The organism is Lelliottia nimipressuralis, from assembly GCF_004115925.1.
Taxonomy (GTDB): Bacteria; Pseudomonadota; Gammaproteobacteria; order Enterobacterales; family Enterobacteriaceae; genus Enterobacter; species Enterobacter nimipressuralis.
On record NZ_SDDX01000001.1, the window covers coordinates 324,759 to 345,725 of the forward strand.

Here is a 20,967-nt window from a genome sequence, read left to right on the forward strand (position 1 = left end):
AACTGCATGTTGTGCTGAATTTTTCGGCTGGGGCATAGTAAAACACGAATACAGGAAATTTTATATATTGTCGCGGTACGCGTGGTAGGGCAGGCGAAAAAAAGCCCCGCACAGGCGTGCGGGGCAAAGACATCTTGATTACGGAATGATGTTCTCTGGTCATTGAGAACGCAGCCACTATAGGGTGAAAAAGTGCAGGTTTAATGGAGAAATCATGGAGAAAACGGCGAAGTCCCGGTACGCTTTAGACTTTGTAAACAGAAAGGACAACCCCATGCGATACCTGCTGCTGGCGATGGCTCTGCCATTGGCCGCCTGTTCGACCCCACCTGACGCGCCGAAACCTCCGCAAATCGGTATGGCTAATCCTGCTGCCGTGTACTGTGTGAAGAAGGGCGGAGAGCGCGTTCCGGTACAAAGTCCGCAGGGCGTGCGCACCGAGTGCAAACTGCCGGGCGGCGAAGTGATTGATGAGTGGGAGTTGTTCCGCCGCGATCACCCAACGCCTGCTGCGTGACAGGGCAGGAGCGACTGCGATACACTTCTCTTTAAGAATTATCTCAGTCCTTGTGGCTGATAACAGAGACCGCGAGAGAAGTATGTTTCAGTTAAAACCGGGCAGCCTGTGTATGGTCATCGGCGCCCGCACCGCCGCCGGGCGGCGCAATATCGGCAAATCCGTAGAGCTTTTTGCGCTCTGCAAGCCCGGCCTGCGTTTCCTGAACCCCGTTAACGGCGTGATGACCGAGCTGCCTGCCAGCGCCGATCGCGCCCTGTGGCTGGTCACCGGCGATGTTTATGCCGTTGACAATCAGCATGGTTTTGCCTTTGTGCGCCCGGAGCATCTGCTGCCGCTGACGCCTGATGATGCGTCACATATCCTCGACGAATTAACCTTCAGCTAACTGGCGCAGCCAGTCGGCCAGGACCAGGGCGTGGTTCTGCCGGGTGTTCTTCGCGCCGTAGAGCAGCGTCAGGTTCTGGTTTTTCGCCAGGGCAGCCACGCGTTGCCCTTCGTCCTGATGCTGCGCCAGCTCCTGCAGATAGGCCTCGCGAAAAGCGGCGAAATCAATGGTTTCGCTGTGAAAGGCTTTGCGTAATTCGCCGGAGGGCGTCAGGGCTTTGCACCACTCATCAAAAGCCAGCGCCTCTTTCTTGATGCCGCGCGGCCAGAGCCGGTCGACCAGAATGCGATAGCCATCGTTTTCGGCTGGTGCGTCATACACCCGTTTACACTGAATCATTGTCTCTCTCCTCAACCCAGGCGATCAGCTCAGCAAGCTGGTTATCGGAAAATACCTGAATACCGTGTTCACGTAACAACGCAGCGGCGACGCCCAACCCTGCGCGTTTTTGCCCGCGAAAGCTGCCGTCGTAAATCAGCTCGCTGCCGCAGGTAGGGCTGCCGTCGGTCAGCAGGGCGGCGCGGCAGTTCCCCTCCTGGGCTGCACGTAGCGCAAGCCAGGCGGCAAGCTGATAATGCGCAGTCACATCGCGACCGTCACTTTCCAGAATGCGCGCGCGGCCCGCCATCACCTCATTCCCGCCGCCTGCCACAATCTCTGCGGGTAAACGCGGGATCGACAATCCTGCTGCCAGCTCCGGGCAGTGCGTCACCAGTCGTTGTTCTTGCTGCCAGCGCCTGAGGGTGTCAGAAATAGCCGCTTTCTCGCTGCCGTTATAGCGAACCTTGTGGCCCATCAGACACGCGCTGACCAGAATTTTGGTTTTCATGAGGTTTCAGACTACCCGAAATAAGGGGGGATAATACGCTATCACTATACCACCTGAATTTTTGCCCCTCCAATTTAAGGTATTGTGAACCCTGCAAAAGATCGGTAGGCTGAGGTTCCTTATGTTATCTGATAATTCTTTGGCATATGGAACCTCTCATGGAACTCTCCCCGGTAAAAGACACACTTCGCATTGCACTTGTTGGTGACTACAACCCTGATGTCATTGCTCACCAGGCCATTCCGTTATCCATCGATGATGCGGCGGCCGTGCTGGATTTAACGGCGGATTACGACTGGATCGCCACCACCGAGCTGACCAGCCCGGAAGATTTAGTGGGCTACGACGCGATCTGGCTGGTACCGGCAAGTCCATATAAAAATGTCGACGGGGCGTTTATTGCTGCGCGTTTTGCGCGTGAAAATAGTATTCCGTTTCTAGGAACCTGCGGCGGGTTCCAGCATGCGCTTATTGAATATGCGCGAAACGTGCTGGGCTGGAGCGATGCGGCGCATGCGGAAACCGATACCGACGGCAGAATGGTGATTGCCCCTCTGACCTGCTCGCTGGTGGAGAAAACCGACACCATCGAACTTCGTGCTAACACGATTATCGCTAAAGCCTATGGCCGGGAAGAGATCGAAGAGGGGTATCACTGCAACTACGGCGTTTCTCCGGCGTTCGCGAAAGAGCTGGAAAGCGGCGATATGCGCGTAACGGGCTGGGATGAACAAGGCGAGATCCGCGCGGTAGAACTGGTAACGCATCCGTTCTTCGTCGCCACGCTGTTCCAGCACGAGCGCGGTGCGCTGGCGGGGCGTCCTGTACCGCTGGTACAGGCCATGCTGCACGCCGCTCGCAGCTAAACGGGCAGGCCATTCGGCCTGCCGTCAAACTCAGTGGGGCGTGATCTCGCGGTCGCGCCCGGCAAGCACACCGCAGACCGCCATCACCACGCCAGCCAGCGCACAGGCGATAAGCGGGATTCGCCAGTCACCGGCGGTGTCGTGAATTTTCCCCATCAGCGGTGGACCACAGGCCGCCAGCAGATACCCGACCGACTGCGCCATTCCGGAAAGTGCCGCCGCCTGGTGCGCCGAGCTGGCACGCAGTCCGATAAAGGTCAGGCCCAGAATCATCGTCGCGCCGGAACCAAATCCATAGACAATCGTCCAGAGCACGGCCTGATCCGGCACAAACCAGAACCCGGCGAGACTCACCGCGCACATCAGTGCCGATAACCCGGCGATACCGCGCTGGTCTTTCAGTTTATGCAGCAGCAGCGGCACGGCAAGCCCCGGCGCTGCGGTCGCCAGCTGCAGCAAACCGTGCATCGATCCGGCCTCGGTTTCGCTGTAGCCGTGGCTGAGCAAAATCGCCGGTAGCCAGCCGATAATCACATAGTAAATCAGCGAGTTAATGCCGAGAAACAGCGTCACCTGCCAGGCCAGAGCCGAGCGCCAGATGCCACGGTTGTGCAGCGCCCGCGCATTGCTTAAGGAGGCGGTATGTTTTTGTCGCCACTGGGGCAGCCACAGAAGCGTGGCTAACAGCGGGAACACCATCAGCATCAGCAGCGCGCCGTGCCAGCCCGCGCCGCTCAGGGCCAGCGGTACGATCATCGCTGAACCCAGCGCCGCCGCCGCGCCCATGGTCAGGGAGTAGGCACCGGTAAGCTTTGCCACCTGGCCTGGAAAATCACGCTTAATGAGGCCGGGGAGCAGAACGTTACCCAGCGCAATTCCGCAGCCGATCACCCCGGTGCCGATAAACAGCAGCGCAGCGGAGGGCAGCGAACGAAGGCCAATGCCCGCGCAGATGAGCAGCATGGCGAAAAACAGGCTGCGCTCCATGCCGATCTTCCGCGCCACACCGGCGGCGAGAGGGGAAATCAGCGCAAATGCCAGCAGCGGCAGAGTGGTCAGCAGGCCAGTCTGGGCAGTCGTCAGGCCGTAGTCGTGACGAATCATGTCCAGTAAAGGCGCCGCACCGGTAAAGGTGACGCGCAAAGTGGTGGCAATCATCAAAATACCGGCAATCAACAGCAGGCGATCTTTGCCGGAAGAGGGAATAGCAGTAGTCATGGTTTTCTCTGACAACGTAACGAGGGCACACAATACCCGTTTTCCACCCTGTTTAAATCAAGCTAAAATGACACTTTATCGCTAATATCGGACAACTTTATGCAAGGTCTCGGACTTGACGGCTACGATCCCGACAGTCAGCACGATGCGGCCGTGGCGTTTCGCATCCGCGTGGTGGAAGACGAACAGCGCATTCCGCGCCACCAGCACCGTAAAGGTCAGCTGATCCTTGCCCTGCGCGGGGCCATCACCTGCGAAGTGGAAAACGCCATGTGGATGGTGCCCCCGCAGTACGCGGTGTGGATCCCAGGCCAAATCCCTCACAGCAACAAAGCCACGCCCGGTGCGCAGCTCTGTTTTCTGTTTATTGAGCCGGGCGCGGTGACGCTTCCGGAACGCTGCTGTACGCTAAAAATCTCCCCGCTGGTGCGCGAACTGATCCTGACGCTGGCGAGCAAAACCCGCGAGCAGCTGTTGCTCCCGTCCACCTCCCGGCTGGTTGATGTGCTGTTTGATGAAGTCCCGCAGCAGCCGCAGGAGCAGCTCCAGCTGCCGGTTTCGCCGCACCCTAAAATCCGCATGATGAGCGAAACCATGGCTGAGCAACCCGCCGAGTGGCAGACGCTGGCCCAGTGGGCGAGCCACTTTGCCATGAGCGAGCGCAATCTGGCGCGGTTGGTGGTGAAGGAGACGGGCCTGAGTTTTCGCCGCTGGCGTCATCAGCTGCAGTTAATCGTCGCGCTACAGCTGTTGATCGGCGGCAAATCGGTCCAGCAGGCGGCGCAGTCACTGGGATATGACTCCACCACCGCGTTTATTACGATGTTCAAAAAAGGGTTGGGGCAGACCCCCGCACGCTATATCGCCAGCCTGTCTACGACTTCCCAATAAACAGGGACACCAGCCCGGCGGCGATCAGCGGGCCGACCGGCACGCCGCGGAACAGCGCCACGCCGAGCACCGTCCCGACCAGCAGACCGGCGACGAGAGAGGGTTGCGAACTCATCAGCGTTACCCCGCGCCCGCCGAGCCAGGAGACGAACACCCCCACGGCGATAGCCACCAGCGATTTCCAGTTCACAAAGGAGTGTAGAAGTGTCGAGGCCGGTAGCGTACCGCTGGCGATGGGAGCCATCACACCGATGGTCAGAATGATGATCCCGATGCTCAGGCCCTGTTTTTCTATCCACGGGAAGAAAGTGTTGAGCGGCGTTACGCGTACGATAATTAACACCAGGATCGAAATGGCCACCGTGGTGTTGTGGCTGACAAAGCCCAGCGCAGCCAGCGCCAGCAGGATCAGCAGGGTAGGGTCAAACATGAGGGGTATCCTTGCCAGAAAAAAGTAAGCCTGCTTACTTTACCCGCAAAGGCGAGCGTAAACAGGCTTTTATCGACAAATCCCCCATTTTTGGGCAGCTGCCCGAGGCTAGCTCACTAACACCTTCACCAGCGGGCTACCGTCGCGAATAAACACCGGAATCGTCTCCAGCGCCGCGTCGACCGTCACGCGTTCGCCGCCGCGATATCGCTCACCGTTTAAAGCGATCCAGTGATTTCCAGCGGGAAGCCAGACGTCACGCTGGCGCTGCCCGGCGTGCATCACGGGGGCTACCAGCAGATCTTCACCGAACAGATACTGATCTTCCGTCTCCCAGCTCTGTTTTTCCTGCGGATAGTGCCAGAACAGGGGGCGCATCAGCGGGTCGCCGTGCTGATGGGCATTCTCATACAGAGCATCAATGTACGGGCGCAGTTTTTCACGCACTGACAGCCAGTGCTGCATGATAGCGAAGTTCGCTTCGCCGTAGCTCCACAGCTCGTTGGGCGAGCCGCTGTTGCACAGAGGAATGCCGTCGCGATAGCGCTCTGGCGGCTGGATTTGCGGCTCACGATAGCCGTGCATGCGCAGTACCGGACAGAAGACCGCCCACTGGAACCAGCGAATCAGCAGCTCGTGGAATGCCGGATCGTTGACGTTTCCGCCCTGGAATCCACCGATGTCCGTGGTCCACCATGGAATGCCCGCCAGCCCCATATTCAGCCCGGCGGCCAGCTGGTTGCGAAACGCGTGGAAGGATGAATGCACATCGCCGGACCACGCCAACACGCCATAGCGCTGGCTGCCCGCCCAGGAACACCGCACCAGATTGACGATATCGCGCTCGCCGTTAGCGGTTAAGCCGTCGTAGAAGCCCTGCGCAAAATCGCGCGGATAGCGGTTGCCCACCTCCAGCACCGGGCCGGCGTGATAGCGATAATTATCAAAATCGTAGGCGCGGTACTCCGGCTCGGCTTCATCCAGCCAGAACAGTTTGATGCCCAGATCGTAGTAGTTTTTCTTAACGGTCTCCCAGACAAATTCACGCGCCTGCGGATGGGTCGCGTCGAAAAAGGTGGTGTTGCCCATAAAGTCGAGATTCACCTGCACGCCGCGCTCGCTGCTGACCAGCCAGCCTTTGGCTTTCATCTGCGGGAACAGTGGGCTGCGCGCTTCAACGGTCGGCCAGACGGAGACCATCAGCTCGATGTCCATCTCAGTGAGTTCGTCCACCATCGCTTTGGGGTCGGGCCAGTCGACCGGGTCGAAACACCAGGTGCCCTGATTCGGCCAGTGGAAGAAATCAATCACCATCACAGCGAGCGGCAGGTTGCGACGGCGATATTCGCGCGCCACTTCCAGCACCTCCTGCTGGGTGCGGTAGCGCAATTTGCACTGCCACAGGCCGCTGATAAAGGCCGGGGCAGGCGGCGGAGTGCCGGTGGCGGTGACATACTGGCGGGTGATCTCCGCAATGCTGTCGCCTGCGGTGATCCAGTAGTCCATCTCCCCGGTGACGCGGGCGCGCCATTCGGTCTGGTTTTTGGCAAAGCTGACCTCCCCAATCGCCGGATTATTCCACAGCACGCCGTAGCCCAGATTCGACTGCATAAAAGGCACGCTGGCCTGAGAGTTGCGCTGGGCCAGTTCGAGGGTACAGCCTTTGAGATCCAGCCAGGGCTGCTGATACTGACCCATACCGTAAATCCGCTCCTCAGGGCGTGATTCAAAGCGCACGGTGAGCTGATACTTGCCGCCCGCCAGCGGTTTGAATTCGCGTCCGTCGAGTTTCAGGGCGCTGACGTATTTATCCTGGCTCTTTTCGCTGGCACCAATCCCCACCGTTGAGCGTTGACGCCACATCTCCTCCAGCAGCAGCTCACCGCGCTGGTTATAGAATGCCAACTGGCCTTTCAGATTCAGGGTGGCGGTGATGTTGCCGTTGCGCAGCGTCAGGCTTTCGTTTTCCGCGGTGATCTCCGCGGTGCAAGGAGCAGCTGGCAGGAGAGCCTGTAACGCTTCGCTGAAGTCCGGTGAGCAGGTGGCTCTCACGCGCAGGCTGTTTTTACCCCACGGTTCGATGCGCAGGATCTGCCGCTCAAAGCGCCACTCGATACTATTGGTATGTTGAATGAGTTCACTCATGGTTAATGCGTCCTTTTACGAAAGACTGTGTTTGGCAAGGTTGATGGATTGCATGGTGCGGTCGTCGAGCTTATACCAGCGCAGGGTGGCAAATGCGCACAGGGAGAGAATGCCCGGCACCACGGTAAAGAGGGCGATGATGCAGTACATGGCGGTGGAGGTTTGCTCCGGCGCGTTAGCCACATAGCCGCTGAAGCCCAGCGTCCAGCCGACGATGGCACCGCTGATGGCCATTCCCAGTTTGAGCACAGCGAGGAAGGTCGAGAAGATCACGCCGTCCATGCGTTTGCCCTGTTTCCATTCGCCGTAATCGGCGACGTCAGCCATCATCACCCACATTAAGGTGGTGGTGGCCTGATAAAGGGTGGAGATAATGAAGGTGAGGGGCACCAGTACGACGACCATTTTCGGCGCGAAGAACAGGGCGATACTCAGCACGCCCGCCAGCACCGCGCAGTAGCCAAACATCTGTACTTTGCTGTAGTTGCGCGTCAGGCGTTTTGCCAGCGCGCTGCCCGCCGCTTTACCGAGAATATGCGCGCCGAGCATCCACATAAAATAGCTGGCGCTGCCGAGATAATAGGTGACGAAATACATCATCGCCCCTAGACGAATAACCCCAAAACCAATATTGGTTAATACCAGAACGGCAACCACGCGCCACTGATCGTTACGCAATAAATCGCGTAATTCAGCCAGATAATTATTGTGCGTCGCAGGCGCGTTAATACGCTCGCGGGTATTAGCAAAACAGATCCAGAACATAATGACCGCAATCGTCGCCATTATTGCCATCGCCCAGCGATAGCCGAGTAATTTATCGTCGCCGCCGAGAAATTCGGCCAGGGGCATCATAAAGAAGGTGGATAACGCACCGCCGAGGGTGGCGAGGAAAAAGCGATACGATTGCAGGGAAATACGCGCTTCGTTGTCCGGGGTAATCACCGCGCCCATTGAGCAATAGGGGATATTAATGGCGGTATACATCAGCATCATCACCGTGTAGCTGATGGTGGCAAAAATCATTTTGCCGTGCAGATCCAGCGACTCCGGGACGGCATAAGTGAGCAGACAGCTGGCACCAAACGGCAGGGCCAGCCACAGCATCCACGGGCGGAATTTACCCCAGCGGGTGCGGGTGCGATCGGCAATATAGCCCATCGCCGGATCGATAATCGCATCTGCCGTTCTTGCCAGCAGAAACATGGTTCCGACAAAGGCGGCGGGCAGACCGACGACGTCCGTATAATAAAAGGTCAGAAAGATAATAACGTTATCCAGCCCAATATGGCTCGCCATATCACCTAACCCATAACTGATTTTCTCTTTACGGGAAATTGTATTGCTCATGTTATTCACCTTGCCAGTGTAAGGTTTATTTGAGGGTGTTCTTGTATGCAGTGTTAAGCAGGCAGGTGGGGTTAACAATTACGAGATTTGGCAATGGACTTATGGAAATCCTTTTTCGTGATACCGGTAACAAATTATTGTGATGTGGGTTGTATTTATCGCGAAGGGATTATTTTCACCAGAATCGTTTCAGCTTAATCGTATTCATCGGGCTGACCTGAATCTGTCATATCATTGTCATCTGTGGGGATTAAAAAGGGACAAACGTAGCAAAAGGGGAATCAACATGAACGATCACATGTTTGTTGAAACGCTGATTATCTCGTCGTCGTTTTTTACCATTGCGATAATACTGGTGGCCTCAGTGATGTTTCTGGAAAAACGCGGCTGACAGAACTGCCAGCCGGGAAACTCAGGCGCGACGAAACGCCACCAGCTCAGGCTGGGCGATGCGCAGGTAGTCATGGGTATTCATAATGACCGATTTTTCCAGCAGACCGGCGTTAAAGGCAATCTCATCGTAACGCTCGAACAGCAAGGGATCGGCAACCAGCGTCAGGTCCGGATGAAAGCTGAACGGGGGAATTGCCCCGAAGACGCAGGCGGTTAAAACGTCCACTTCTGCCGGGCTTGCAAGCGAAGCTTTGCTGCCGCCAAAATGGCTGGCTAATTGACTCAAATCGGCCTGCTGATCCGCCGCCAGAATCGCCAGCACATGTTTTTTCACCCCGTTACCCTTAACTTTACACACCAGCGCTTTCGCCCCCTGGCCAAGCGCCGTGCCGCGAATCTCGCTCACCGCTTCGCATTTTCCTACCGCCGCATGTTCCACCACGCGATATTGCGCGCCCTGGTCAGATAACAGTGCGATCAGCTGCTGGTGGGTGGCAGTACCTTTTATCTCGTCTGACATGATTGTTATTTCCCTCGGGTTGTTAAGTCGTGCGACTACATTAGCACAGTGTATTTTAAGAGCATTAATTTCAAGAAACCGATAATGCTCACGCGTGGGGCTATTTTTACGTCTGCTTGATATTTACGAGGGACATGATAGATACGGACATTTAACAGGCTATGCATGAGTGAGAGGGCGGATAGGACGCTTATCTCGGGAATAATGGTGTGCATTATGCCGAGGGGTAAAACCCTCGACTGTATTAATGTGAGTCAGTAAATAAAACAGCCAGCGTTTGGGCGCTGGCTGTTTGTTTATGCATTACTGGTACTTTGCGTGTGGAACAGTTCGCGGAAGACCGGATAAATATCATCCTGATCGCGGATATGCTGCATGGCAAAGTTATCGAACATCGCCTGCAGGTGTTCATATTCCCGCCAGAGCGTTTGATGCGCGCGACGGGTAATTTCGATGTAGCTGTAATACCGCACCACCGGCAAAATTTTCTTCGCCAGAATTTCGTGACAGAGCGGGGAGTCATCCGCCCAGTTATCGCCATCGGACGCCTGCGCGGCATAAATATTCCACTGCGCCGGGTCGTAGCGCTCTTTCACCACTTCATCCATCAGCTTCAGGGCGCTGGAGACAATGGTCCCGCCGGTTTCCTGAGAGTAGAAGAACTCGTGCTCATCCACCTCTTTGGCCTGCGTATGGTGGCGGATATAGACGACATCCACGTTCTTATAGGTTCTGCTCAGGAACAGGTAGAGCAGAATATAAAAGCGCTTCGCCATATCCTTGGTGGCTTGATCCATCGAGCCGGAGACGTCCATCAGGCAGAACATTACCGCCTGGCTGGAAGGTTCCGGACGTTTCTCGTAGTTCTTGTAACGCAAGTCAAAGGTGTCAATAAACGGCACACGCTCGATTTTTGCCCGTAGTTCGGCAATCTCTTTGCGCAGCCGTTCTTCCTCCAGCAGTTGCGCAGGCTCGCTGTTTTCAACGGTCTTAAGGCTGACCTCCAGCTCGCGCAGTTCACGACGTTTACCCGCCGTCATCGCGGTGCGTCGGGCCAGCGAGTTTTGCAGGGAACGCACTACGCTAATATTCGCCGGAACGCCGTTGGCGGTATAACCGGCGCGGTGGGTTTTGTACTCGTTAAGCTGACGGTGCTGATTTTTTTTCAGGTTTGGCAGCGCCAAATCCTCGAACAGCAGATCGAGATACTCATCTTTGGAAATCTGGAAGACGAACTCATCCTGGCCTTCACCGTCCTGACTTGCTTGCCCCTGACCGCTTCCTGAACCACCGCCGCCGCCCTGCGGGCGTTCAATGCGATCGTTCTGGACGAAATGGTCGTTACCTGGGTGTACGCGATGGCGCAAGCCGCCCCGTCCCTGATGGAACATCGGTTCGCTAATATCATCCGTCGGGATAGAGACGGACTCGCCGCTATCCACATCGGTCACCGAACGTTTGTTGATGGCCTCGGAGATCGACTGTTTAATTTGCGCTTTATAACGGCGCAAGAAGCGCTGGCGGTTCACCGTGCTCTTGTTTTTGCCGTTAAGACGCCGGTCAATAAACCAGGTCATATGCCCCCCGTACTGCATTGCCAACTTTTGCACTCCCTGTTTGCCGGATGCGCTGCGCTTATTCGGCTAACGGAAGGTTGTCGTTGTCGGCCCGATGGCGAGAAGCCACCGGGCACTTTTGTTAAGACGATTTACGTACGCGCAAATACCATTCGCACAGCAGACGAACCTGCTTGCGGGTATAGCCTTTCTCCATCATGCGATCGACAAAATCGTCGTGCTTTTTCTGCTCGTCAGTTGAGGTTTTGGCATTAAACGAAATGACCGGCAACAGCTCTTCGGTATTCGAGAACATTTTCTTCTCAATAACCGTGCGCAGTTTTTCGTAGCTGGTCCAGTTCGGATTACGTCCGCTGTTATGCGCTCTGGCGCGCAGCACGAAGTTCACGATCTCGTTACGGAAGTCTTTCGGATTACTGATCCCGGCCGGCTTCTCAATTTTTTCCAGTTCCGCGTTCAGGGATTCACGGTCAAACAGCTGGCCGGTATCCGGGTCGCGGTATTCCTGATCCTGGATCCAGAAGTCCGCATAGGTGACATAACGGTCGAAAATGTTCTGCCCGTATTCGGAATAGGATTCAAGGTAGGCGGTCTGGATCTCTTTGCCGATAAACTCGGCGTATTTCGGAATCAGATAGCCTTTGAGGAACTCAAGATACCGTTCCGCCAGATCCTGCGGGAACTGCTCGCGCTCAATCTGCTGCTCCAGAACGTAGAACAGATGTACCGGGTTGGCCGCCACTTCGGCGTGATCGAAGTTGAACACGCGGGAGAGGATTTTAAACGCGAAACGCGTGGACAAGCCGTTCATCCCTTCGTCGACACCGGCGTAATCGCGATACTCCTGATAGGACTTCGCTTTCGGATCGGTATCTTTCAGGCTTTCGCCATCGTAGACGCGCATCTTCGAATAGATGCTGGAGTTTTCTGGCTCTTTCAGACGCGAGAGAATCGAGAAGCGCGACAGCGTTTCCAGGGTTCCCGGCGCGCAAGGGGCATGCACCAGCTCACTGTTGTTAAGCAGTTTTTCGTAAATTTTGATCTCTTCGGAGATCCGCAGGCAATAAGGCACTTTGACGATGTACACACGGTCAAGGAACGCCTCGTTGTTTTTGTTATTACGGAAGGTGACCCACTCTGATTCGTTCGAGTGTGCCAGAATGATCCCGTTAAACGGCAGGGCGGAAATACCTTCCGTGCCGTTGTAGTTCCCTTCCTGGGTGGCGGTCAGCAGCGGATGCAGCACCTTGATTGGCGCTTTAAACATCTCGACGAACTCCATCACACCCTGGTTGGCACGGCACAGCGCGCCGGAATAGCCATAGGCATCCGGATCGTTTTGCGCGTGGTGTTCCAGTTTACGGATATCGACCTTACCGACCAGCGCGGAGATATCCTGGTTGTTCTCATCGCCCGGCTCGGTCTTGGCAATCGCAATCTGCTGCAAAATGGACGGCCAGACTTTTACCACGCGGAATTTGGTGATGTCGCCGCCAAACTCATGCAGGCGCTTCGCCGCCCACGGCGACATGATCGTGCCGAGATAGCGGTTCGGAATGCCAAACTCTTTGTCCAGAATTTGGGCATCTTCCTGCGGATTGAACAGGCACAGCGGATGATCGTTAACCGGGCTGCGTTCTCCGTTGGCGCTAAGAACATAGATCGGCACGCGCTGCATCAGTGATTTCAGGCGCTCTGCCAGGGACGATTTACCGCCACCGACCGGGCCTAATAAGTAAAGGATCTGTTTCTTCTCTTCCAGACCCTGAGCCGCGTGTTTCAGGTACGAAACAATCTGCTCGATGGCGTCTTCCATGCCATAAAATTCTTCAAAAGCGGGGTATCGTGCAACCACACGATTCGAAAAGAGACGGGAGAGCCGTGGTTCGAGGGCAGTGTCGACCATGTTTGGCTCACCGATAGCCATCAATAGCCGTTCTGCCGCATTGGCATAGGCACTGCGATCTTGCTTACAGACAGCAAGAAACTCCTGCAGTGTGAACTCTTCGTCCTTGGCAGCTTCATAGCGCTGGCGATAGTGATCGAATATATTCATGGCATGCCGTCCTTTCGTTTTTTAGCACAGGAAAAGAGCCGTTCGTATGAATAGTGGAGGCTCCTGGAAGCGTCTTCACCCCCGCACCTCAGTACCAGAGCAGCAACCCGTGTGCCAGGTCTTGCGCTCTCAACCGCCGGGCGTACAGCAATTCATCTTCCTAAAATTAAGCGTAGATGGCATTTGCAAAACTTGCATGCCTCCAGAATCTAATTTCAATGACATATCAATAACTCATCCAAAAAATCTGCGGCGAGATTCAGGATAAAACGTCGACTTTCACTGCCTCGTCACATAAATGAAAGCCTCCCGTCATCTTAAATGATGAAAATAATCGGTTAATTAAACTCATTAGCGGGCAAAAAATTTTGGGATGTGTGGGCAGGGCGGTTACACTTCACTCGCTGATTATTTGACTACAGGAAAGAATGGATTGTGACCAAACTCAAACTTCTGGCATTGGGCGTACTTGTCGCCACGTCCGTTAGCACCGCTCACGCGGCCGAACAGTGGTCCGTTGGCGCAGGCGTCGGCGTTATCAACAGCCCGTATAAACAGTACGATCGCGACGTTTATCCGGTGCCAGTGATCACTTATGAAGGCGATAACTTCTGGTTCCGCGGCCTGGGTGGTGGTTACTACCTGTGGAATGACAACACAGATAAGCTCTCCATTATGGCGTACTACAACCCGATGCACTTCAAACCGGGTGACAGTGACAGCCGTGCGCTGCGTCAGCTCGATAAACGAAGAAGCAGCGTGATGGCGGGGCTTTCCTATGTTCACAACACCCAGTATGGCTTCCTGCGCACTGCGCTTGCGGGCGATACGCTGGACAACAGCAACGGGTTTATCTGGGATCTGGCCTGGTTGTACCGCTACACCAACGGTGGCATCACGCTGACGCCGGGTATCGGTGTGGAGTACAGCAGCGAAAACTACAATGACTACTATTATGGGGTGTCCCATAAAGAGTCTAAACGTAGTGGCCTGAGCAGCTATGACGCGGATGATGGCTGGAACCCGTACCTGGAACTGACCGCAAGCTACAAGTTTGCCAGCGACTGGAACCTGTACGCCTCTACCCGTTACACCCGTCTTAGCGATGAAGTGAAAGACAGCCCAATGGTTGATAAATCCTGGGCCGGTCTGTTCTCTGCGGGCGTGACCTACAGCTTCTGATTGTGCACTTTTACGGTGCATTCTGTGCATGACAACGGGGCGCTTGCGCCCCGTTTGCTTTATGGTGGTGCGGAAAAACAGGAGAGAAACATGTCAGATAAAACCGTGACTTTTGCTGACCGTTTTACCTTGCCGGCGATGGGGCAGGGAACCTGGTATATGGGGGAAAACTCCGGTCAGCGGCAAAACGAAGTGGCTGCACTGCGAGTGGGCATCGATATGGGGCTGACGCTCATCGACACCGCCGAAATGTATGCAGATGGCCGAGCCGAGGAGGTGGTGGGCGAGGCGATCAACGGCCAGCGCGATCGCGTCTTTCTGGTCTCCAAGATCTATCCGTGGAATGCGGGCGGGAAAAAGGGGATAGCGGCCTGCGAGGCCAGCCTCCGTCGTCTCGGCACCGACTACATCGACCTTTACCTACTGCACTGGCGCGGAAACTACGGTCTGGACGAGACCGTTGAGCTGATGCAGACATTGCAACAGCAGGGCAAAATTGGCCGCTGGGGTGTGTCCAATTTCGACCATGACGATATGCAGGAGCTGTGGGGCGTCGACGGCGGTGCGGAGTGTGCCACCAATCAGGTGCTTTATCATCTGGCCTCGCGTGGCATTGAATACGATCTGCTTCCCTGGTGTCAGCAGCAGTTGATGCCGGTGATGGCCTATTGCCCGCTGGCGCAAGCCGGACGGTTACGCTCTGGCCTGCTCAATCATCCCGCCGTGAATGACATCGCGCAACATCATCATGCCAGCGCCGCACAGGTGCTTCTGGCGTGGGTGATTAGCCATCAGGGTGTTATCGCTATTCCAAAAGCGGCGTCGATTGAACATGTGAAAGAGAATGCAGGCGCGTTGGCGTTAACGCTTTCGGCTGAAGAACTTGCGCGGCTGGATGCGGCGTTTCCGGCGCCGGGACGTAAAACAGCACTGGAGGTGGTGTAACGAAATTTCCCCTCTCTGGGCAGAGAGGGGATACGGGATTAGCGTTTAACGATTTTGATGGTCTGACCCAGGCGGGATGGTTTATCCGCGCTGGTTTTCTGCGGTGCGGTGACGCACGCGGTTTCGACGCAGACAAAGGTTTTATACCCGTCGTCCGGTACATCAGCCATGCTCACAGAGAGCGCCGGGCCTGGGTTCCAGCCCACCACATTGCTGTGATGGTGGTGAACCACTTCAATACCACGGTTGAGCGCCGCATCGTGGATCACGCTGCAGGCTTCCGGGTTCAGATAGACGCGGTCGGTACGATCCGGGAAGGTCTGCACACCGTCGCTCAGTTTACCTTCTTTCGCGTTATCCACTTTATCGATAAAGCGATCGCCAAAGCCGCTCACTTTCACATCCGCAATGTCACCGACGTTGAAATAGGTGTGCAGGGCAGAGGTGGTTTCAAACTCACCGTGTGCTTCCAGCTCAATTTCACAGGTTTGACCCAGTTTGAAGCGGGCATACAGCGTGAAGTCATGCGGCCACAGCGCGCGGGTTTCGTCGTTGCTTTGCAGTTCGAAGGTCAGCACGGCGCCGTTATCATCTTCGTTGTGCGCTTTCAGCGTCCACTGTTGGTTACGGGCAAAACCGTGCGCTGGCAGGCCTGCTTCAGCGGCAGGGCCGAACCACGGCCAGCAGATAGGTACGCCACCGCGAATCGCCGCCCCTTTCTTGAAAGAGGTCGCTGCGCTCAGCCACAGGCCTTCTTCTTCGCCTTCTGGTTTCCACGAGAGCAGGTGGGCGCCATTGAGGGCCACAGAGGCTTTCACGCGCGGGTGATCGACGACAATAATATCCGCGCCATCAATCTGGCGGCGGGAGAGTACAGGGGTAAGTTGTTCGACTACTGGAAGTGCAAAAATTTTGTGAATCATTACGCAATCCTCTGTCTTTAAGCATAAAAAAAGGCGACCGAGGTCGCCTTTTTGGATCAGTATCTCATCTCAACTTATTTGGAGATGTGAGCGATCAGGTCCAGTACTTTGTTAGAGTAGCCAGTTTCGTTGTCGTACCAGGAAACCAGTTTCACGAAGTTGTCGTTCAGTGCGATACCTGCTTTAGCATCGAACACAGAAGTGCACACTTCGCCGTTGAAGTCGGTAGAAACAACGTCGTCTTCGGTGTAACCCAGAACGCCTTTCATTGCGCCTTCAGAAGCGGCTTTGATAGCTTTCTTGATTTCTTCGTAAGACGCTGCTTTTTCCAGACGAACGGTCAGGTCAACAACGGATACGTTTGGAGTTGGAACGCGGAACGCCATACCAGTCAGTTTGCCATTCAGTTCTGGCAGTACTTTACCTACTGCTTTAGCAGCACCGGTAGAGGATGGGATGATGTTCTGAGCTGCGCCGCGGCCGCCGCGCCAGTCTTTGTGAGACGGGCCATCAACGGTTTTCTGAGTTGCGGTGGTCGCGTGAACAGTGGTCATCAGACCTTCGATGATGCCGAAGTTGTCGTTGATAACTTTTGCCAGCGGAGCCAGGCAGTTGGTGGTGCAGGATGCGTTAGAAACGATGTCCTGTCCTTCGTATTTGTCAAAGTTAGCGCCTTTAACAAACATAGGCGTGTTGTCTTTGGAAGGACCAGTCAGAACAACTTTCTTCGCACCAGCGGTGATGTGTTTACGCGCAGTTTCGTCGGTCAGGAAGATACCCGTTGCTTCAGCAACAACATCAACACCGATTTCGTTCCACTTCAGGTTAGCTGGATCTTTTTCAGCAGTAACACGGATGGTTTTGCCGTTAACAACCAGGTGGCCGTCTTTCACTTCAACGGTGCCATTGAAACGACCGTGAGTTGAGTCGTACTTCAGCATGTACGCCATGTATTCAGCGTCCAACAGATCGTTGATACCAACGATTTCGATGTCAGAACGTTCCTGAGCAGCACGGAAAACAATACGGCCGATACGGCCAAAACCGTTGATACCTACTTTGATAGTCATATATTCCACCAGCTATTTGTTAGTGAATAAAAGGTTGCCTGTAAAATTACAAAAACCTTACGCAGCGTCAAGCGGAATCGTGTCAATCATTGCGACAAATCAATCCTGCGCATAACCTTTGTGCGACTGACAGCCTCACTTTCCCTTTGAGCTAGCAACCACATGGGGGCTGCGCCCGGGATTTTAAAGGGCTATCAGGATAAATATGTGAGCAAGATCACAATTGCCTGACTGCCGTACCGCAACGCATAAGTTTAGAACAAAAGTTCACACTTCAGTGTTAATGTTTTGTTAGAATTCGCGATGAAAGGTATCTGTTTCTACAGCGAGATCTGAGCATATGTCGAATCAACGTAACCCTGACGAACTCAAAAAAAATCTAACAGAAATGCAGTTCTACGTGACGCAGAACCACGGAACTGAACCCCCATTCACCGGGCGTTTGCTGCACAATAAGCGCGATGGCGTCTATCACTGTCTGGTATGCGATGCACCGCTGTTTAATTCCCAGTCAAAATATGATTCTGGCTGCGGCTGGCCGAGCTTTTACGAGCCTGTCAGCGACGAGGCCATCCGCTATTTAACGGACTCTTCACACGGTATGCAGCGCACAGAAATCCGCTGCGGAAACTGCGATGCTCATCTCGGACACGTTTTCCCGGATGGACCACAGCCTACGGGTGAGCGTTTCTGTGTAAATTCGGCGTCGATGAGCTTCTCTGATGACGAAAATGGCGACCAGACCAAAGGTTGAAAAACCGATTCAGCAAATTATTCCATCACAGCGGATTTCTCATGAATATTGATGACATGATTAACAGTATGACGCCGGACGTGTATCAGCGTCTGGTGACAGCCGTAGAACTGGGGAAATGGCCGGATGGCGTGGCGCTCACGGCAGAGCAAAAAGAGAACAGCCTGCAGCTGGTGATGCTGTGGCAGGCGCGCAATAACAGCGACGCACAGCACATGACCATCGACACGAAAGGCCAGATGGTGATGAAGAGTAAGCGCGAGCTGAAGGAAGACTTTGGCATCACGCCAAAACCGATTGCGACGATGAAAATGCAGTAACCACAGGCCGGGCAAGCGCCAACGCTGCCCGGCAATGGGGTTAGTGCTTAATCCCTAACGACGTCGCTAACTGCTTCGCCAGCTGGTTGTGGTCGTCCGCGCCATACTCCCAGAACATCGCGCCACCCAGACCTTTCTCTTTGATGTACTGCGCCTTCAGGTCGACCGAACGCGGGTTTTCGTACGACAGAGCGAACAGTTCCTTGCCCTCCGCCGATTTCACCGACAGCCACGGCACTTTCGCCTGATCGTCCCAGTGCTCGGTAAAGCGTTTCTGCGGATCGTTAATCAGCTTGCTGACAATATCGTTGTACTTCACGTAGGTATCTTTGGTGAGGTCATAGCCCAACGCCTTGAACAATCCGATCTCCTGAGCACCGAAGTACGGCTGTGTCACCGGATTTTTCTCAGCATCTGCTTTTGTCCAGTCGATTCCAGGCTCCACGCTGCGTTTTGGCACGCGCCCGTAAAAACCAATCCCTAAATTCATCTGCTCAGGTTTCAGCCCGGCAGCGAGGTAGTTGTTGACTACAAAATCAGCACTGTATTTGTCCGCTGCGGCCACAGTCGGCCACTTAGTGGAGTCATACAAATTCGAGTTAAAATACTGCGTGCCGTAGGCCATATCGTAGGTCATCAGATTGATGTAGTTCAGATATGGCGCGATCGCTTTGACGTCGACCCAGCTTTTAGGGCTTTCCGCATTTGCCCCCAGGGCGACAGTCACCAGCTTCTCTTTCGGCAGCGCTTCGCGGATCTCCTTCAGCAGGGCGGTGAAGTTGTCTTTATCGGCGGGCTGCTTATCCACCAGACCCCACGCACCGTTCACCGGGTACTCCCAGTCGAGATCGATGCCATCAAGTCCGTAGGTCGTGACGATCTCCTGCACGGAGCGAATAAACACGGCGCGGCTCTCTTTACTATCCGCTGCGCCGGAGAATCCGCGCGCGCCCCAGCCACCAACAGAGAGCAAGACTTTAAGCTGTGGGTTTTGCTTACGCAGTTCAGGGATTTTATGCAGATCGGCGGTTACCTTCGGCGAGAGCCAGATTTGGTGCAGCTTACTGGCGTCTTTCAGCGCGGCGTTTGTTTCACCCGCTTCGTTGTTATAGATAAGACCAAACGAGTAGTTGAGATGGGTAATCTGGCGAACATCCAGCTTATCAATGTCACCTCCCGGCCCGGCAGTGACATCGCCGCCACCGTTGAAGTAGCCGACGGACATCAGGTCAGCCGCAAAAAGGGCTGGAGCGCAGAGCAGGGGTAAGGCTGCCATCACAGGCAATAGCTTCATAACGTATCCTCTTTGACTAAAAAAAAGTACGTCACATCAGGGATGTGACAAAAAATAGCCAAATGAGGATAGCAGTGCCGCTTCGCTGAAACTGCGAGAGAGGTTGAATTTTTGTTATACGGGAAACAAAAGGCTGTTAACGGCAGGAAACGCAGCGCGTAACTGTCCGAAAGCGTAAAGGGCGACTAAAGCTATCGTGAGGCGTGGGAAACGGTGAGGCGTAGGAAATTTGGCCGGGCAGCGTTGTCATGCCCGGCCATCAGTGCAGGATTACTTCTTATCAATCATCGCTTTCAGATTGGCAAACGGGTTGTATTTCGCTTCCCCGACGCTCTTCTGCGCATCTTCACCCGCGACGACGGTGGAACCGTACAGGTCGGCTTCCGTGTATTTGGAATGCTCATGATCGTGGCAGAACAGGCATAACATCTCCCAGTTGCTGCCGTCTTCCGGGTTATTGGAGTGATCGTGATCGATATGGTGAACCGTCAGCTCACGCAGGTTGGAATAGACAAATTCGCGGCTACAGCGACCGCATACCCACGGAAAAAGCTTCAGTGCCTTTTCACGGTAACCGACTTCAAGCCGGGCATAGTTTTTTGGGATAAAAGCCATAAGAGTGGCCCTCCTGAATAAGATAAAAAATGGGAACCGCGCTTACGCCTGCGTCTCTTGCCAGTCGGAGAGGGTGTACAGCGTCGCACCAGCCGTCGACATCTCCATAAACGCCAGCGCGCTATCCTGCGCCTGAATATTCACGCCGCGACAGCCATCGGTGATGACGCTGACGTTATACCCCAGTTTTAGCGCATCGAGGACGGTGAACTTCACACAGTAATCCGTCGCCAGCCCCATCACGATCAGCTCGCCGATCTCATGATGGCGTAGCCACTCATCGAGCGCGGTTTTCTGTCGATGGCCGTTGTCGAAAAAGGCGCTGTAGCTGTCGATATTCGGATTTTCGCCTTTATGAAACACCGCATCGATGGCCGCTTGATTCAGCAGCGGATGCAGTTCGGCCCCTTCGGTCTGCTGAATGCAGTGATCGGGCCAAAAGGTTTGCGCCAGACCGTCCAGCTCGCCCTGGGTAAACGGCTCGACATTGTGCTGGCTGGCAAAGCTGCCGTGATCCGCCGGATGCCAGTCCTGGCTTGCCACCACCGCCTCACCGCGTGCTTTACACCACGCAATCAGCGTATTGGCAACATCCACGGTGCTATCGCCACCGGCCACCGCCAGCGCGCCACCGGCGCAAAAATCATTTTGCAGATCGACCAGCAGCAGGGCACGTTGCTTCAT

General features: G+C 55.0%; 23 protein-coding genes. 9 read left to right on the forward strand and 14 right to left on the reverse strand.

Translation table 11 applies throughout. The annotated features are described in order from the left end of the window. Nucleotides 1-274: 274 nt before the first annotated feature. Nucleotides 275-517: a putative hemolysin gene (locus ETG88_RS01540; protein WP_100780541.1), complete on the forward strand. Its 243-nt coding sequence runs from the start codon at nucleotides 275-277 to the stop codon at nucleotides 515-517. 82 nt (nucleotides 518-599) lie between these two features. Further along, nucleotides 600-905 carry a hypothetical protein gene (locus ETG88_RS01545; protein ID WP_100780540.1) on the forward strand — a complete coding sequence of 102 codons (306 nt, stop codon included), beginning with the start codon at nucleotides 600-602 and terminating at the stop codon, nucleotides 903-905. Here ETG88_RS01545 and ETG88_RS01550 read toward each other — a convergent pair. Further along, the gene (locus ETG88_RS01550) at nucleotides 891-1,244 is read right to left on the reverse strand and encodes a DUF488 domain-containing protein (protein ID WP_129034394.1); all 354 of its coding nucleotides are present in this window, start codon (nucleotides 1,242-1,244) and stop codon (nucleotides 891-893) included. The two genes, ETG88_RS01545 and ETG88_RS01550, sit on opposite strands and share 15 nt — an antisense overlap. Beyond that, nucleotides 1,231-1,734 carry a 2-thiouracil desulfurase family protein gene (locus ETG88_RS01555; RefSeq protein ID WP_107703853.1) on the reverse strand — a complete coding sequence of 168 codons (504 nt, stop codon included), beginning with the start codon at nucleotides 1,732-1,734 and terminating at the stop codon, nucleotides 1,231-1,233. The genes ETG88_RS01550 and ETG88_RS01555 overlap by 14 nt, the downstream gene beginning before the upstream one ends. Before the next feature lie 158 nt (nucleotides 1,735-1,892). Between ETG88_RS01555 and ETG88_RS01560 the strand changes: the two genes are divergently transcribed. After that, the gene (locus ETG88_RS01560) at nucleotides 1,893-2,600 is read left to right on the forward strand and encodes a CTP synthase C-terminal region-related (seleno)protein (protein ID WP_123429086.1); all 708 of its coding nucleotides are present in this window, start codon (nucleotides 1,893-1,895) and stop codon (nucleotides 2,598-2,600) included. A 30-nt stretch (nucleotides 2,601-2,630) separates the two neighbouring features. On the opposite strand, the gene ETG88_RS01565 is transcribed toward ETG88_RS01560, so the two are convergent. Then, on the reverse strand, nucleotides 2,631-3,818 hold the full coding sequence (locus ETG88_RS01565) for a CynX/NimT family MFS transporter (protein ID WP_100780536.1): 1,188 nt from the start codon (nucleotides 3,816-3,818) through the stop codon (nucleotides 2,631-2,633). 99 nt (nucleotides 3,819-3,917) lie between these two features. Here ETG88_RS01565 and ETG88_RS01570 point away from each other — a divergent pair, with 99 nt between their 5' ends. After that, a complete protein-coding gene (locus tag ETG88_RS01570) occupies nucleotides 3,918-4,709 on the forward strand; it encodes an AraC family transcriptional regulator (protein ID WP_100780535.1) in 792 nt (263 codons plus the stop codon). On the opposite strand, the gene ETG88_RS01575 is transcribed toward ETG88_RS01570, so the two are convergent. From ETG88_RS01575 to ETG88_RS01585, 3 genes are all read right to left on the reverse strand, one after another. Then, nucleotides 4,693-5,139 carry a DUF441 domain-containing protein gene (locus tag ETG88_RS01575; RefSeq protein ID WP_063163243.1) on the reverse strand — a complete coding sequence of 149 codons (447 nt, stop codon included), beginning with the start codon at nucleotides 5,137-5,139 and terminating at the stop codon, nucleotides 4,693-4,695. The genes ETG88_RS01570 and ETG88_RS01575 overlap by 17 nt on opposite strands. Nucleotides 5,140-5,247: 108 nt before the next feature. After that, nucleotides 5,248-7,284, reverse strand: coding sequence for a glycoside hydrolase family 31 protein (locus tag ETG88_RS01580; RefSeq protein ID WP_129034395.1), 2,037 nt, complete (start codon nucleotides 7,282-7,284; stop codon nucleotides 5,248-5,250). Between the two features lie 15 nt (nucleotides 7,285-7,299). Continuing rightward, nucleotides 7,300-8,634, reverse strand: coding sequence for a glycoside-pentoside-hexuronide (GPH):cation symporter (locus tag ETG88_RS01585; RefSeq protein WP_107703850.1), 1,335 nt, complete (start codon nucleotides 8,632-8,634; stop codon nucleotides 7,300-7,302). A gap of 286 nt (nucleotides 8,635-8,920) precedes the next feature. Between ETG88_RS01585 and yoaI the strand changes: the two genes are divergently transcribed. Then, nucleotides 8,921-9,025 carry a small membrane protein YoaI gene (yoaI, locus tag ETG88_RS22405; RefSeq protein WP_228483420.1) on the forward strand — a complete coding sequence of 35 codons (105 nt, stop codon included), beginning with the start codon at nucleotides 8,921-8,923 and terminating at the stop codon, nucleotides 9,023-9,025. 21 nt (nucleotides 9,026-9,046) lie between these two features. Here yoaI and ETG88_RS01590 read toward each other — a convergent pair whose 3' ends face one another. The 3 genes from ETG88_RS01590 to yeaG all read right to left on the reverse strand — a co-directional run bounded on the left by ETG88_RS01590 (nucleotide 9,047) and on the right by yeaG (nucleotide 13,180). After that, nucleotides 9,047-9,547, reverse strand: a complete 501-nt coding sequence (locus ETG88_RS01590) for a YbaK/prolyl-tRNA synthetase associated domain-containing protein (RefSeq protein ID WP_129034396.1) — start codon at nucleotides 9,545-9,547, stop codon at nucleotides 9,047-9,049. Between the two features lie 296 nt (nucleotides 9,548-9,843). Then, complete coding sequence (locus ETG88_RS01595; protein ID WP_102103479.1) at nucleotides 9,844-11,124, reverse strand: YeaH/YhbH family protein; 1,281 nt, start codon at nucleotides 11,122-11,124, stop codon at nucleotides 9,844-9,846. A gap of 121 nt (nucleotides 11,125-11,245) precedes the next feature. After that, nucleotides 11,246-13,180 (reverse strand): protein kinase YeaG, encoded by a 1,935-nt coding sequence (gene yeaG, locus ETG88_RS01600; RefSeq protein WP_100780530.1) that lies wholly within the window; start codon nucleotides 13,178-13,180, stop codon nucleotides 11,246-11,248. Between the two features lie 435 nt (nucleotides 13,181-13,615). Between yeaG and ETG88_RS01605 the strand changes: the two genes are divergently transcribed. Together ETG88_RS01605 and ETG88_RS01610 are read left to right on the forward strand one after the other, a co-directional pair. Beyond that, nucleotides 13,616-14,362 carry a MipA/OmpV family protein gene (locus ETG88_RS01605; protein ID WP_129034397.1) on the forward strand — a complete coding sequence of 249 codons (747 nt, stop codon included), beginning with the start codon at nucleotides 13,616-13,618 and terminating at the stop codon, nucleotides 14,360-14,362. 90 nt (nucleotides 14,363-14,452) lie between these two features. After that, the gene (locus ETG88_RS01610; protein WP_129034398.1) at nucleotides 14,453-15,307 is read left to right on the forward strand and encodes an aldo/keto reductase; all 855 of its coding nucleotides are present in this window, start codon (nucleotides 14,453-14,455) and stop codon (nucleotides 15,305-15,307) included. A gap of 38 nt (nucleotides 15,308-15,345) precedes the next feature. Here the strand turns inward: ETG88_RS01610 and ETG88_RS01615 are convergent, their stop codons facing one another. Further along, nucleotides 15,346-16,230, reverse strand: a complete 885-nt coding sequence (locus tag ETG88_RS01615) for a D-hexose-6-phosphate mutarotase (RefSeq protein WP_100780527.1) — start codon at nucleotides 16,228-16,230, stop codon at nucleotides 15,346-15,348. Nucleotides 16,231-16,304: 74 nt separating this feature from the next. Then, nucleotides 16,305-17,300, reverse strand: coding sequence for a glyceraldehyde-3-phosphate dehydrogenase (gapA, locus tag ETG88_RS01620; protein WP_100780526.1), 996 nt, complete (start codon nucleotides 17,298-17,300; stop codon nucleotides 16,305-16,307). Nucleotides 17,301-17,640: 340 nt separating this feature from the next. On the opposite strand from gapA, the gene msrB reads away from it, so the two are divergent. Both msrB and ETG88_RS01630 read left to right on the forward strand, forming a co-directional pair. Continuing rightward, complete coding sequence (gene msrB, locus ETG88_RS01625) at nucleotides 17,641-18,054, forward strand: peptide-methionine (R)-S-oxide reductase MsrB (protein WP_100780525.1); 414 nt, start codon at nucleotides 17,641-17,643, stop codon at nucleotides 18,052-18,054. Nucleotides 18,055-18,095: 41 nt separating this feature from the next. Further along, nucleotides 18,096-18,374, forward strand: coding sequence for a YeaC family protein (locus tag ETG88_RS01630; protein WP_100780524.1), 279 nt, complete (start codon nucleotides 18,096-18,098; stop codon nucleotides 18,372-18,374). Between the two features lie 40 nt (nucleotides 18,375-18,414). On the opposite strand, the gene chiD is transcribed toward ETG88_RS01630, so the two are convergent. The 3 genes from chiD to pncA all read right to left on the reverse strand — a co-directional run bounded on the left by chiD (nucleotide 18,415) and on the right by pncA (nucleotide 20,967). Then, on the reverse strand, nucleotides 18,415-19,668 hold the full coding sequence (chiD, locus tag ETG88_RS01635; protein ID WP_129034399.1) for a chitinase ChiD: 1,254 nt from the start codon (nucleotides 19,666-19,668) through the stop codon (nucleotides 18,415-18,417). Nucleotides 19,669-19,938: 270 nt separating this feature from the next. Beyond that, nucleotides 19,939-20,283 (reverse strand): HNH nuclease YajD, encoded by a 345-nt coding sequence (yajD, locus tag ETG88_RS01640; RefSeq protein ID WP_100780522.1) that lies wholly within the window; start codon nucleotides 20,281-20,283, stop codon nucleotides 19,939-19,941. A gap of 42 nt (nucleotides 20,284-20,325) precedes the next feature. After that, entirely contained in the window at nucleotides 20,326-20,967 is a 642-nt protein-coding gene (pncA, locus tag ETG88_RS01645) for a bifunctional nicotinamidase/pyrazinamidase (RefSeq protein ID WP_100780521.1), read from the reverse strand.